The 12,645-nt window shown below is 71.5% G+C and carries 14 protein-coding genes, 1 tRNA gene and 2 rRNA genes (1 of these 17 cut by a window edge); 10 read left to right on the top strand and 7 right to left on the bottom strand.

Going from position 1 to position 12,645, the window contains the following annotated elements; genetic code table 11:
- The 3 genes from K3554_RS00140 to K3554_RS00130 form a co-directional block, all read left to right on the top strand.
- Positions 1 to 1,083 (top strand): 23S ribosomal RNA (locus tag K3554_RS00140) (it extends 1,750 nt beyond the left edge of the window).
- Positions 1,084 to 1,158: 75 nt separating this feature from the next.
- Positions 1,159 to 1,273 (top strand): 5S ribosomal RNA (rrf, locus tag K3554_RS00135).
- Between the two features lie 72 nt (positions 1,274 to 1,345).
- Positions 1,346 to 1,422 (top strand) — tRNA-Met (locus tag K3554_RS00130).
- Positions 1,423 to 1,520: 98 nt separating this feature from the next.
- Here the strand turns inward: K3554_RS00130 and K3554_RS00125 are convergent.
- Together K3554_RS00125 and K3554_RS00120 are read right to left on the bottom strand one after the other, a co-directional pair.
- Positions 1,521 to 3,083 (bottom strand): sodium:alanine symporter family protein, encoded by a 1,563-nt coding sequence (locus K3554_RS00125; protein ID WP_259942150.1) that lies wholly within the window; start codon positions 3,081 to 3,083, stop codon positions 1,521 to 1,523.
- 14 nt (positions 3,084 to 3,097) lie between these two features.
- The gene (locus K3554_RS00120) at positions 3,098 to 3,538 is read right to left on the bottom strand and encodes a universal stress protein (RefSeq protein ID WP_259942148.1); all 441 of its coding nucleotides are present in this window, start codon (positions 3,536 to 3,538) and stop codon (positions 3,098 to 3,100) included.
- Positions 3,539 to 3,767: 229 nt separating this feature from the next.
- Here K3554_RS00120 and K3554_RS00115 point away from each other — a divergent pair, with 229 nt between their 5' ends.
- Genes K3554_RS00115 through K3554_RS00105 form a run of 3 tightly spaced genes read left to right on the top strand, consistent with a single transcriptional unit; the run spans position 3,768 to position 5,991 of the window.
- The gene (locus K3554_RS00115) at positions 3,768 to 4,472 is read left to right on the top strand and encodes an ABC transporter permease (protein WP_259942145.1); all 705 of its coding nucleotides are present in this window, start codon (positions 3,768 to 3,770) and stop codon (positions 4,470 to 4,472) included.
- Positions 4,466 to 5,179 carry an ATP-binding cassette domain-containing protein gene (locus tag K3554_RS00110; RefSeq protein WP_259946003.1) on the top strand — a complete coding sequence of 238 codons (714 nt, stop codon included), beginning with the start codon at positions 4,466 to 4,468 and terminating at the stop codon, positions 5,177 to 5,179. Before K3554_RS00115 ends, K3554_RS00110 begins: the two co-directional genes overlap by 7 nt.
- Positions 5,176 to 5,991, top strand: a complete 816-nt coding sequence (locus K3554_RS00105; protein WP_259942143.1) for a substrate-binding domain-containing protein — start codon at positions 5,176 to 5,178, stop codon at positions 5,989 to 5,991. Before K3554_RS00110 ends, K3554_RS00105 begins: the two co-directional genes overlap by 4 nt.
- A gap of 3 nt (positions 5,992 to 5,994) precedes the next feature.
- Here K3554_RS00105 and K3554_RS00100 read toward each other — a convergent pair whose 3' ends face one another.
- The 5 genes from K3554_RS00100 to K3554_RS00080 all read right to left on the bottom strand — a co-directional run bounded on the left by K3554_RS00100 (position 5,995) and on the right by K3554_RS00080 (position 10,453).
- The gene (locus K3554_RS00100; protein WP_259942141.1) at positions 5,995 to 6,474 is read right to left on the bottom strand and encodes a DUF6505 family protein; all 480 of its coding nucleotides are present in this window, start codon (positions 6,472 to 6,474) and stop codon (positions 5,995 to 5,997) included.
- Entirely contained in the window at positions 6,471 to 7,163 is a 693-nt protein-coding gene (locus K3554_RS00095) for a biotin/lipoate--protein ligase family protein (protein ID WP_259942139.1), read from the bottom strand. Before K3554_RS00095 ends, K3554_RS00100 begins: the two co-directional genes overlap by 4 nt.
- The gene (locus tag K3554_RS00090) at positions 7,160 to 8,221 is read right to left on the bottom strand and encodes an Mrp/NBP35 family ATP-binding protein (protein WP_259942137.1); all 1,062 of its coding nucleotides are present in this window, start codon (positions 8,219 to 8,221) and stop codon (positions 7,160 to 7,162) included. The genes K3554_RS00095 and K3554_RS00090 overlap by 4 nt, the downstream gene beginning before the upstream one ends.
- Positions 8,218 to 8,409, bottom strand: a complete 192-nt coding sequence (locus tag K3554_RS00085) for a DUF6494 family protein (RefSeq protein WP_259942134.1) — start codon at positions 8,407 to 8,409, stop codon at positions 8,218 to 8,220. The genes K3554_RS00090 and K3554_RS00085 overlap by 4 nt, the downstream gene beginning before the upstream one ends.
- 97 nt (positions 8,410 to 8,506) lie before the next feature.
- Complete coding sequence (locus K3554_RS00080; RefSeq protein WP_259942132.1) at positions 8,507 to 10,453, bottom strand: 4Fe-4S binding protein; 1,947 nt, start codon at positions 10,451 to 10,453, stop codon at positions 8,507 to 8,509.
- Between the two features lie 228 nt (positions 10,454 to 10,681).
- Between K3554_RS00080 and K3554_RS00075 the strand changes: the two genes are divergently transcribed.
- From K3554_RS00075 to K3554_RS00060, 4 genes are read left to right on the top strand one after another with little or no spacing between them, the layout of a single operon-like run.
- A complete protein-coding gene (locus K3554_RS00075; protein ID WP_259946001.1) occupies positions 10,682 to 11,215 on the top strand; it encodes a DUF3305 domain-containing protein in 534 nt (177 codons plus the stop codon).
- On the top strand, positions 11,212 to 11,814 hold the full coding sequence (locus K3554_RS00070) for a DUF3306 domain-containing protein (protein ID WP_259942130.1): 603 nt from the start codon (positions 11,212 to 11,214) through the stop codon (positions 11,812 to 11,814). The genes K3554_RS00075 and K3554_RS00070 overlap by 4 nt, the downstream gene beginning before the upstream one ends.
- Positions 11,811 to 12,425, top strand: a complete 615-nt coding sequence (locus K3554_RS00065) for a molecular chaperone (protein WP_259942127.1) — start codon at positions 11,811 to 11,813, stop codon at positions 12,423 to 12,425. Before K3554_RS00070 ends, K3554_RS00065 begins: the two co-directional genes overlap by 4 nt.
- Before the next feature lie 20 nt (positions 12,426 to 12,445).
- A complete protein-coding gene (locus tag K3554_RS00060) occupies positions 12,446 to 12,634 on the top strand; it encodes a twin-arginine translocation pathway signal protein (protein WP_259942125.1) in 189 nt (62 codons plus the stop codon).
- Positions 12,635 to 12,645: the final 11 nt, after the last annotated feature.

Here is a 12,645-nt window from a genome sequence, read left to right as displayed (position 1 = left end):
CTCTGCGAAGTCGCAAGACGACGTATAGGGTCTGACGCCTGCCCGGTGCCGGAAGGTTAAAAGGAGGGGTGCAAGCTCCGAATTGAAGCCCCGGTAAACGGCGGCCGTAACTATAACGGTCCTAAGGTAGCGAAATTCCTTGTCGGGTAAGTTCCGACCTGCACGAATGGCGTAACGACTTCCCCGCTGTCTCCAACATCGACTCAGCGAAATTGAATTACCTGTCAAGATGCAGGTTACCCGCGGTTAGACGGAAAGACCCCGTGCACCTTTACTACAGCTTCAGACTGGCATCAGGCCATGCATGTGCAGGATAGGTGGTAGGCTTCGAAGCAGGGACGCCAGTCTCTGTGGAGCCTCCCTTGAGATACCACCCTTGCATCGCTTGGTGTCTAACCGCGGTCCGTTATCCGGATCCGGGACCCTCTGTGGCGGGTAGTTTGACTGGGGCGGTCGCCTCCTAAACAGTAACGGAGGCGCGCGAAGGTTGGCTCAGAGCGGTCGGACATCGCTCGTTGAGTGCAATGGCATAAGCCAGCCTGACTGCGAGACTGACAAGTCGAGCAGAGTCGAAAGACGGCCATAGTGATCCGGTGGTCCCAAGTGGGAGGGCCATCGCTCAACGGATAAAAGGTACGCCGGGGATAACAGGCTGATACTGCCCAAGAGTCCATATCGACGGCAGTGTTTGGCACCTCGATGTCGGCTCATCTCATCCTGGGGCTGGAGCAGGTCCCAAGGGTACGGCTGTTCGCCGTTTAAAGAGGTACGTGAGCTGGGTTTAGAACGTCGTGAGACAGTTCGGTCCCTATCTTCCGTGGGTGTAGGATACTTGAGAGGAGTTGCCCCTAGTACGAGAGGACCGGGGTGAACGATCCACTGGTGGACCTGTTGTCGTGCCAACGGCAGTGCAGGGTAGCTATGATCGGACAGGATAACCGCTGAAGGCATCTAAGCGGGAAGCCCCCCTCGAAACAAGGTATCCCTGAGGACCGTGGTAGACCACCACGTCGATAGGCCGGAGATGTAAGCGCAGCAATGCGCTCAGTTGACCGGTACTAATTGTCCGATAGGCTTGACCCGATCCAGTGGAAGCAAGGCTTCCGCTCGAAAGCATACGAAGTGCACAAGACTTGGACCCTCCGGACCCTTGCTCGGTTTGGTGATCATAGCGCGAGCAAAACACCCGATCCCATCCCGAACTCGGCCGTTAAGTGCCGTAGCGCCAATGGTACTGCGTCTTAAGACGTGGGAGAGTAGGTCATCGCCAAACCTAGCAAGGGCCCGGAACGCGTATCTCTATGACGATGCCACCGACACCCAGGGCTTACCCAAGCCCTACCGTCGCGGGGTGGAGCAGCCCGGTAGCTCGTCAGGCTCATAACCTGAAGGTCGTAGGTTCAAATCCTACCCCCGCAACCAAATCCGCAGATCGACGCCAACGGCCGCCCCCAAGGGCGGCCGTTGGCGTTTCAGGCTCTCTCACGACGGGGCGGCGCCATCACGCCGCCCCCCATTCGCTACCGGTGCTTGCGGATCTCGCCCGACTGAAGGCGCCCGAAGTAGCTCGCGGTCTCGCGCTTCACGATCGGCATCAGCACGTAGAGCGCCGTGATGTTGACGACCGCCATCGCGAAGATCATTGCGTCCGAGAAGTCGATCACCGCGCCGAGCTGCGCCGCCGCGCCGATCACCACGAACAGGCAGAAGATGATCTTGAACACCAGCTCCTTGGTCTGGCCCTCGCCGAAGAGGTAGGTCCAGGCCTTCAGCCCGTAGTAGCTCCAGGAGATCATGGTCGAGAAGGCGAACAGCACGACCGCCAGCGCCAGCACGTAGGGGAACCACGACAGACCCGTCGCGAAGGCCGCCGAGGTGAGCTGCACGCCCGAGACGCCGCCCACGGTGGAGATCGCCGTTCCCGCCTCGTCGAGCACGAAGCGGCCCGTGGCCTCGTCAACGATCAGGACGCCCGAGATGGTGATCACCAGCGCCGTCATGGTGCAGATCACCACCGTGTCGATGAACGGCTCCAGCAGCGACACCACGCCCTCCGTGACCGGCTCGTTGGTGCGCACCGCCGAGTGGGCGATCGCAGCCGATCCGACGCCCGCCTCGTTCGAGAAGGCCGCGCGGCGGAAGCCCTGGATCAGCGCCCCCACGAGGCCGCCGGCCACGCCGAGCCCGGTGAAGGCGCCCGCGAAGATCTGCCCGAAGGCCCAGCCGATCATGTCGAAGTTGACCAGGAGCACCACGAGGGCCGCGCCCACGTAGAGCAGGCCCATGAACGGCACGACCTTCTCGGTGACGCGGGCGATGGACTTGATGCCCCCGACGATCACCGCGAACACCACGACCGCGAAGACCACGCCGGTGATCCAGCCGGGATAGTCGCCGACGATGCCCGAGATCTGCGCATGCGCCTGGTTGGCCTGGAACATGTTGCCGCCGCCGAGCGCGCCGCCGATGCAGAAGATCGAGAACAGCACCGCCATGATGCGCCCCCCGGGCGCGCCGCGCTCGGTGAACCCCTTGGTCATGTAGTACATCGGGCCGCCCGAGACGTGTCCGTCCGGGAACTCGTTGCGGTACTTCACGCCGAGCGTGCACTCCGTGAACTTCGACGCCATGCCCAGGAGGCCCGCCACGATCATCCAGAACGTCGCGCCCGGCCCCCCGATTCCCACCGCGACCGCGACGCCTGCGATGTTGCCGAGGCCCACGGTGCCCGACAGCGCCGTCGCGAGGGCCTGGAAGTGGCTGACCTCGCCAGCGTCGTTCGGGTCCGAGTAGTCGCCCCGCACCAGCGCGATGGCGTGGCCGAAGGCGCGGAACTGGATGAACCCGAAGTAGATCGTGAACACCGTGGCGCCGACCACCAGCCACAGCACGATCCAGGGGAACGAGACCCCGAACACGCTGAAGGGCAGGGGCGCGAAGATCAGGTTCACGAACCAGCCGGTGCTGTCGGCGAACAGCGCGTTGACGCGGTCGTCGAGGCTGGGCGCCTCCTGCGCGGCGGCGGCGAACGGCGCGAGCGCCGCGATGGTGGCCGCCGCGGCGGCCCCTGCGAGATGTCGCATGTGATTGTCCCCTCTCATGGCACGATCGTCACGGGCACGGTGGCGCTGGCGATCAGGCGTCCGCTCACGCCGCCGAACACCCGCTCGACCATGTTCTGCGCGCCCACGCGGCCGATGATGATCTGCGCCGCGCCGCTTTCGCGGGCGAGGCGGTTGAGCACCTCGGCGGCATCGCCGTGGGCGACCCGGTCCTCGACCGTCAGGCCCTCGCCGCGCAGCCGCTGCACGGCCGGATCGACGATGCGCTCGTGGGCGATGCGCGTCTCCTCCTCGCGGCGGCCGTGGCGCCGCTCGTTCTCCTCCGCGGTCTGGAACGTCCAAGGCGACCACTCGACCACGTAGCAGACCACGATCACGCAGTCCCGGAGGGCCCGGGCCCGCTCGCGCGCGAAGTCGAGTGCCCGCTCCCCCGCGGGGCTCCCGTCCAGCCCGACCACCAGATATGTCGGCTCCATCGCATTCCTCCCACTTTCCCTGCGGCGATCGCGCGACTCGGGCGGCGCTGCCGCAGGGGAACCATAGCAGGCGCGCGGCACGGTTCGGCAACACCCGTCGGATGGGGGGCTCGTCGCGGACCGTCCGGGGCGCGGATCGGATCGCCTCACCGGGCGCGGGCATGCGGGCAGGCGTTTGCGCGCCCCATCGCGGCCCGCTAGAACCGGGGGCGCGAGCGGGGAGAGCGACATGAACGACCTGTGGGCGGGGCTCGCCGCTGCCGTGCGCCTCGTGGTCACACTCGATCCCGACCTGGTGGAGATCACGCTGCGCTCGCTGCGCGTCACGCTGACCGCACTCGTTGTCGCCGCCGTGATCGCCTTTCCGCTCGCCGCCTGGCTCGCCGTGCGCCGGTTCCGCCTGCGCCGTACCGTGATCGCGGTGCTCAACGCGCTGATGGGCCTGCCGCCCGTGGTAGTGGGGCTCGTGGTCTACGTGCTGCTTAGTCGGGCGGGGCCGCTGGGCGTGCTGGGGCTGCTCTTCACGCCCACGGCCATGATCGTGGCTCAGGTCGTGATCATCGTGCCGCTGATCGCCTCCGTGGCCCACCAGTCCCTGCGCGACCTGTGGAGCGAGTACCACGACCTCCTGATCTCCATGAACGCCACGCAAGGGCAGCGCATCCGCGCGCTCCTGTGGGACGCCCGGCGCGCGCTACTGACGGCCGCTTTGGCGGGGTTCGGGCGGGGCATCGGCGAGGTGGGGGCGATCATGATCGTGGGCGGCAACATCGACCACGCCACCCGCGTGCTGACCACCGCCATCGCGCTCGAGACGGGGCGGGGCGACTTCGCCATGGCGCTGGGGCTCGGCTTCGTGCTGATCGCGCTGGCGCTCGCCGTGAACCTCGCGATCCACTGGCTGGGGCGCACCGAGTCGGAGGGCCGCTGGTGAGCATCCTTCCCGCGCGCGCGCACGGCGCGCTCACCCGCCGGCGGGGCCGCGTGCTGGCCGGCCCCGTGGACATCGTGCTGGAGCGGGGCGGCATCACGGTCGTGATCGGACCCAACGGGGCGGGCAAGACGTCGCTCCTGCGGATGCTCCACGGCATCGCCCGGCTGCATGGCGGGCGGATCGATTGGGGCGGCGGGGTGGAGGCGGCGCGGCGTGCGCAGGCCTTCGTGTTCCAGCGCCCCGTCATGCTGCGCCGGAGCGTGGTGGACAACGTGGCCTACCCCCTGCGCCTCGCCGGCCTGCGCCGCACGGAGGCCCGCGAGCGTGCGGCGGAGTGGGTCGAGCGGGTGGGACTGGGGGCTGCGATGGACCGCCCCGCCACCCAGCTCTCGGGCGGCGAGGGGCAGAAGCTGGCGCTCGCCCGCGCCCTCGCGCCGGGTCCGGAGCTGGTGTTCCTCGACGAGCCCTGCGCCTCGCTCGACGGGCGCGCCACGCGCGAGATCGAGGCGATCCTCGTGGCGGCGCGCGACGCGGGCACCACGCTGGTGATGTCCACCCACGACATGGGGCAAGCCCGCCGTCTCGCGAACGCGGTGTGGTTCATGCGCGGCGGGCTCTTGCACGAGCGGGCCGGGGCTGATGACTTCTTCGCCGGACCCGCGACCCCCGAGGCGCGGGCGTTCCTGAGGGGAGACATCGTCGAATGATCCGCACCGTCGCCGCGTTCGCATGGCTCCTGGCCGCCGCCGCCACCGCCTCCGCCGCGCAGGCCGAGAAGATGCGGATGGCCGTCACCACCTCGTTCCACAACTCGGGGCTCTCGGACGTGCTACTGCCCGCGATCGAGGCGGACACCGGCATCGAGGTGCAGCTCCTCGTGGTCGGCACGGGGCAGGCGCTGCGCCTCGGCGAGTCGGGCGACGTGGACGCGATCCTCGTGCACTCGCGCGCCGCCGAGGAGGCCTTCGTGGCCGCCGGCCACGCGCCGCACCGCACCGAGATCATGTACAACGACTTCGTGATCGTCGGCCCCGCCAACGACCCGGCGGGCGTGATGGGGGCGAAGACGGCCGACGCGGCCCTGCGGCGCATCTCCGAGGCGGCCGCCGACTTCGTGAGCCGGGGCGACGACAGCGGCACGCACAAGACCGAGCGCGCGCTCTGGGCCGCCGCCGGGGTCGCGCCGCGGGGCGGCTGGTACAAGGAGGTGGGCGCGGGCATGGGCGCGGCGCTCAACACCGCCGCCGGGCTGGGCGCCTACGCCCTGACCGACCGGGCCTCGTGGCTGAACTTCGCGAACCGGGGCGGGCTCGTGCTCCTGTTCGAAGGCGACCCCGCGCTGTTCAATCAGTACGCCTTCCTGCCCGTCAGCGCCGAGCGCCATCCCCACGCGAACGCCGATGCGGCAATCCGGCTGGAAGCATGGCTGACCTCGGACGCGGCCCGCGCCCTAGTCGACGGCTACACCGTCGCGGGCGAGCGCCTGTTCACCTTCAACGCGGCGGCGCCGGCGGAGTAGGCGCTACTCGTCCAGCGAGCCGTGGATCGCGAACTGGTCGAGCCCTGCGTCCTGCGGCTCGATCACCCGGAACGCCTCGCGCACGCCGGCGGGCGTCAACTCGCGCGCGACCGTGAGCAGCGTGTTGGGGGCGTGGCCGTCGCACAGCTCGGCCATGTGGCGGATCTCCTCGGCGGCGACGGGGCGGGCCGCCTCCGCCGAGGGAGCGCCGTAGAAGGCGACGAAGTGGGCGGCGAGCATGTCCGTCAGCACCCCGACCTCGGCCTCGGTCGCCTCGGTCACCGCCACGAAGGTGGCGCGCCCGAAAGTCTCCAGCCCCAGCCAGCCGTTCGCGAAGGCCTGCCGCGCCTTGCCGGCCAGGTCGCCCTCGGTCCAGTCCGAGAACTCGAAGCCCCCCGACACGCACCACTCGCCGGTGCGCGCGGGCGAGGCGAAGACGCGGGTGTCGGATTCGTCGAAATGGATCGCGCGGGCCAGCTTCATGGGGTCTCCACCAGGGTCACGAGGGGCACGAGCCGGGTCGCGCCGTCCTCCTTGCGCAGCATGCCCAGCCGCTCGTCCAGGCCGAGGAACGTGGCGCCGTCGGGCAACGGCTCGCCCAGCCCGTGGAGGAGGCCGGAGTATTCCGCATGGAGCGGGGCCATGCCCTCGCGCTCCCAGCGGTCGATCCAGTTCATGGTGTGCCGCGCCCAGGCCTCGATCAGCCGCTCGGGCGCGAGGTCGCCGCAGCCTTCCGCGAAGAGCGCGGTGCGGTCCGGGTCGTGCCCCGGCTCGTCGTCCCCGGGGCGGAAGGCGAGCGAGAAGCCCACCACAAGCCATTCCGGCACCACGTCAACCTCATCGGTGGAGGCTACCGCGCGCAGATGCCCGCAGCGCGCCCCGTTCACGCGCACCGTGCCGTCCCAGTCCAGATGCACGGCCACCTCGGGCGGGGCCAGCGCGCCAAGGGCGTTCTGGAGACCCACGCCGCACAGCGGCAGCATCGCCGCGCCCTCCTCCAGCGTCACGTCGGGGGCCAGCACCAGCGCGGCGCCGCTCTCGGCGGGACCGACCCGGTAGCAGATCAGCCCGCCGTCGCAGCCTTCCTGCGCGCGCAGGATCGCGGCATCCACGGGGTCGGCGATCACCGCCTCGCCGGCCATCAGCGGCGGGAAGGTCGGCGCCTCGCTCACGCGGGCACGCGCGTCATCAGCGCTTCTGCAGCGCGGTGGAAGGCGGCCGCCTCCGGCCCGTCGGGCTTTGAGACGACGATCGGGGCGCCGCCGTCGGCGGCCTCGCGGATCGACAGGTGCAGCGGGATCTCGGCCAGGAGCGGTACGCCCAGCTTCGCGGCCTCGGCCGCCACGCCGCCATGGCCGAAGATGTGCTCCTCGTGGCCGCAGCTGGAGCAGACGTGGGTGCTCATGTTCTCGATCATGCCGAGGATCGGCACCTTCAGCTGCTGGAACATGTCGATCCCCTTGCGCGCGTCGAGCAGCGCCACGTCCTGGGGCGTGGACACGATCACGGCGCCGTCCACCCGGAACTTCTGGCTCAGAGTCATCTGCACGTCGCCGGTGCCGGGCGGCAGGTCCACGAGCAGCACGTCGAGCGCGCCCCATTGCACCTGCGTCATCATCTGCTGCAGCGCGCCCATCAGCATCGGCCCGCGCCAGACCACGGCCTGGTCGTCGTTGGTCATCAGGCCGATCGACATGGCGGTGACGCCGTGGTTGCGCAGCGGCAGGATCGTCTTGCCGTCGGGCGAGGAGGGCCGCCCCGAGATGCCCAGCATCCGCGGCTGCGAGGGGCCGTAGACGTCGGCGTCCAGCAGGCCCACCCGGAGGCCGCGCTGCGCCATGGCGCAGGCGAGGTTCGCGGACACGGTGCTCTTGCCGACCCCGCCCTTGCCCGAGGCGATGGCGAGGATGCACGCGATGCCGGGCACCGCCTGCGGGCCCTTGGGCTCGGCCGCGCGGGCGGGCTTGAGGTCGGGGGGCGGAGCCTTCTCGGCGTGGCCCGTCAGCACCACCGAGACCGGGTCCGCGCCGAGCGCGCGCAGGCGCCGCTCGGCCTCGTCGCGGAGCGGCGCGTAGGCCTCGGCCATGGAGGGCGCGATCTCCATCACGAAGCGCACGGCCTGGCCGTCTACGTTCAGGGCGCGCACCACGCCGGAGGCGACGATGTCGCCGCCCGCCGGGTCCTCGATGCCCCGCAGGGCGGCCAGAACGTCGTCGCGGGTGAGGCTCACTCGGCGCCCTCGATCCGGCCCTCGACCACGTGCTCCATGTCCAGCCCCTCGACCGTGATCACGGCGCGGGCGCGGAACGTCTTGCCGGCGGTGTCCTGGCCGCGCATGGCCTCCTCGATGGCCTGCTGCGAGGTGACGCCCACCTGCTTCAGGAACTTGCGCATCGACATGTTGAAGCTGTCGTCCATGACGGTCTCCCTCCCGGGGGCGACGGTGCCCCGGCCCCGCGCATCGCACGAATCGGCGTCGCCGTTCCAGCCCCGCCGCCGCGCGGCGGCGGGCGCATCAATGCCTCGTGCGCTTCCGCAGCTCGTCCTCGGTGGTGCGGGGGCGGGGGCGTTCGGGGCCGCGGAACGGGTTGTCCGCCGAGAGCACCTGCGCCTGCACCCGGCAGTCGTCGCACATGCGGATCTGCCGCGCCTTGTCGGTGCCCGCGAACATCGGGTGCCCCTCCAGCTTGGCGGCCACCCGCTCGATGGTCGAGGCCACGCCGAACAGCGCACCGCACTCCACGCAGGCGGCGGGCTCCTCCTCGTAAAGGATGCGCTGCTCGAAGGCGGCGGGGGCGAGGTCCATGCGCGGCTCCAGCGCGATCGCGTCCTCGGGGCAGACGGTGGCGCAGATGCCGCACTGGAGGCAAGCGTCCTCCTGGAAGCGGAGTTGCGGGCGGTCCGGGTTGTCGCCCAAGGCCCCCGACGGGCAGAGCGACACGCAGGCGAGGCAGAGCGTGCAGGCCTTCGTGTCCACCAGCACCGCGCCGTAGGGCGCGCCCTCGGGCAGGGGCAGCGTGCCATCCGTCCCGTGCAGTCCCTGCGCCGCCTGCCGCGCGATCTGGCGCCGCGTGCCCATGGGGCGCACGGGCGCGGCCACCGGGGCGGGGGGCACGTCGCCGTGGAGCCGCGCGGCCATCGCCTCGGGGTCGGTCTCATCGAGGATCACGGCGGCGCCCGGTGCGGCGAGGGCCGACGTCAGCATCACCTGTGCCTCGAGGGCTGCCCGATCCGCATGGGGGCCAGGCAGCCAGAGCACCTGCGCGAAGCCGGCCGCGAGGGCGGCCATCGCCTCGGCGTGGCCGAAGGCGTTCAGCGCCTCCAGCTCCACCGGGATCGTGTCGGCGGGCAGGCCGGGGCCGAAGCGCGCCGCCAGCCGCACCATCTCCATGCCGTGGGCGTCCACCGCCAGGAGGCGCGGTGCGGTGCCGCCCGCCGCGCGGTAGGCGGTGGCCAGGGTCTGGACGCGGCGGAACGTCGTCTCCACGGGCGGCGCGTCGAAGGAAATCGCGCCCGAGGGGCAGGCGGCCGAGCAAGACCCGCAGCCGGCGCAGACGAGGGGATCGATCGAGACGTGCTCGCCTGCCGGCGTGATCGCGCCCGTGGGGCAGAGGTCGAGGCAGCGCGTGCAGCCGACCTGGCCCGCACGGCTGTGGGCACAGAGCAGCGGCTCCAGCCGCACGTGGAGCGGCTTCTCGAAGGTGCCCACCGCGTGCGAGGCTTCCAAGACGGCGGCGGCCACGGCTTCGGGGCGGCCCGGATCGGCACGCAGGTAGCCGTCACGCTTGGCGGGCGCGGGGAACAGGGACGTGCCGCCCGTGAGGTCGAGGATCAGGTCGCACTCGGACACGGCGCCGTCGCGCGGTCCCCCCAGCCTCAGCACGCCCCTCCCCCCCGGGTCCATCTGTCGCAGGGCGTCGATGCGCACGCGGAAGGCGCCCAGCGTGCCGGTGGCGCCGCGCAGGCGTCCCGCGATCACGTCGAAGGGCGGGCGCTCGGGCAGCTCGGGGTCGGCGTCGAGCAGCACCGTGACGGCGAGGTGCGGCGCGAGGCGTTCGGCGGCGTCCAGTGCCGCGTCCCGCGGACCGATCACGAGGCACACCCCGTGAGAGGTCACGTCCACCGCCCGCGTTGCCGGCACCTCAAGCTGCGCCTCGGCGATCAGCGCGGCCTGCTTCGGGAGCGTGGGGGCGGCGTCGTCGGTCCAGCCGGCGCGGTCGCGCAGGTCGATCAGCTGCGGCATTGCCACGCCGGCCTCCTCGGCCAGGGCCTCGAAGGTGGCGCGCTCCTGCTCGCAGGCGATGGCGTCGCCGCGTGCGATCGCCTCGGCGGCGCGGCCGATCTGCCGGGTGCACAGCGCGTCGCAGACCGTGCCGGTCTCCAGCCCCGTCGCAGCTGCGAGGCCTTCCGCGTCGAGCCGCTGCGATCCCTCGCAGCTGCACAGCACTAGCCGTCGTGTCATGGTCCATCCCCCATGCCGCGTCCCCCTGCGGACCGGCGGGCGGCAGGCTAGACGCGTTTCGTTCCCGCGTGCAACCGGGGCGGCGCCGCGCCGCCGGCTGCCGTCGCGCTCGCCGCGGTGCGGCGTGGAATGGCCCTTCCCGCGGGGCCGGACGGGGTGCAAGAATGGTGGCCGGGAAGGGAGCCCGTCACTCACCGGATGATCCGACACCCCGAGAAATACGAGACGATGTCCCTCGGCATCGTTCTGACCTGCCGACCGGGCGTGACCCGGTGGGCCCGGACCGTGTGGGCCGCCACCGGCCTCCTGCCGGGCGCCGGCCCCGCCGACTGGCGCGAGCTGCGCCGCGAGGGCGAGGCCGCCGAGTACCACGCCGCCACCGTCCCGCTGGAGCTGCACGGCGCCGAGACCGAGGCCTACATGCACAACCTCGCCGCGCGCGTCCCCTCGGTCTGGGTGGTGATGCGCGAGGGCACGGGCGAGCGGCCCCTCAGCGTGACGCTGGCCACCGTGTCCCCCTACGAGGCGCAGGACTACACCGACTCGGGCGAGGAGCTGGTCGAGAAGATCGCCATGCCCGCCGGCCTGCGCGCCTGGGTCGAGGACTTCTGCGCCCGTTTCCACGTGGACGAGGCCTTCAAGAAGCGCCGCCGCGACCGCACCCGCACCGACCTCGTCGAGGACGGCGTGGGCGACGCGCGCATCGCGCAGGTGGCCGACGTCTACCGCTCGCCCGCCTCGCGCAAGGCGCGATTGCAATGAGCTGGTCGCGCAGACGGGCGGCCGTGGCCGCCGAGGCCCGCGCCGAGGAGGCCGCGCGCCGCGCCGAGGCCGCCGAGGCCCGCGACACGGCACTCGCCGAGCGTCCCGAGGCCGAGGTGTTGGCGGAGTTGGGCCTGCCCGACCCCGACGCCATGCAACCCGGCGACGACTTCGCCCGCTTCCTGCGCGAGGACGTGCCCGCGTGGCTGCGCCAGCGCGCCCTGCGGCGCCTGTGGCGCACGAACCCGGTGCTCGCCAACGTGGACGGGCTGGTGGACTACGGTGGCGACTTCACGGATGCCGCCACGGTCGTGCCGAACCTCGTGACCTCCTACGAGGTGGGGAAGGGCATGGCGCGTCACGTGATGGAGCTGGCGCGGCAGGCCGCCGAGGCGGAGGCGCGCGAAGGGGAGGGGGCGTCCGAGGCGGCGCCGGAGCCGATGCCGGAGGCCGAGCCGGAGCCGCTCGTCGCCGCTGTGCTTGAGACGCCCGCGCCCGTCGAGGCCGCCGCCGCCGAACCGGCGCTCACGCCCGAGGAGGAGGCCCCCGCGCCCGCCCCGCGCCGGATGCGCTTCAGCTTCGAGGGGGACGCCGCATGACCGCCGCCGCCCAGACCGCCGCCGCGATCCCCGAGGAGGACCGGCTCCGCGCCGACCTCTACAACTTCCTCGGGCTCGTCCTCGCCCGCGCGCCCGACCGCGGGCTGCTCGACCAGTGCGCGGCCCTCCGGGGGCAGGGCGGCGAGATCGGCGCGGCCATCGACGCGCTGGCCGCCAAGGCTCGCAAGTCCGACCCCAAGAAGGCCTCGCGGGAGTTCGAGGCCCTGTTCATCGGCCTCGGCCGGGGCGAGCTGCTGCCCTACGCCTCCTACTACCTGACCGGGTTCCTGAACGAGAAGCCGCTGGCGCTCCTGCGCCGCGACATGGCCGCGCTCGGGATCACCCGCTCCGCCAACGTCTACGAGCCCGAGGACAACGCGGCCTCGCTCATGGAGATGATGGGCGCCCTGATCGTGGGCCGCTTCGGCCCGCCCGCGCCGCTATCGAAACAGCGCGAGTTCTTCGCGCGCCACGTCGCCCCCTGGGCGCCGCACTTCTTCGCCGACCTCGAGAGCGCCAAGGGCGCCGACCTCTACGCGCCCGTGGGCGCGCTGGGCCGCGCCTTCCTGGCGGTCGAGAGCGAAGGCTTCCGCATGTCCAACGTCCACTGACAAACCCGAGGAGACCCCCGATGGAGAAGAAGGACGCCCCCGCCAGCCGCCGCGACTTCCTGCGGCTTGCCGGAACCGCCGCCCCGGTCGCCGCCGTGGCCGCCGCCACCGGCAGCGCCGCCGTGGCCGCCCAGCCCGCCGACCTCGCGTCGGACCGGATGCAGGACACCGCGCACACGCGCGCCTACTACGCCTCGGCCCGCTTCTGAGGCCGCCGCCG

The organism is Jannaschia sp. W003 (assembly GCF_025144335.1).
In the GTDB taxonomy this organism is placed as follows: Bacteria; Pseudomonadota; Alphaproteobacteria; order Rhodobacterales; family Rhodobacteraceae; genus Jannaschia.
This window is presented reverse-complemented; position numbering and strand designations above follow the sequence as displayed.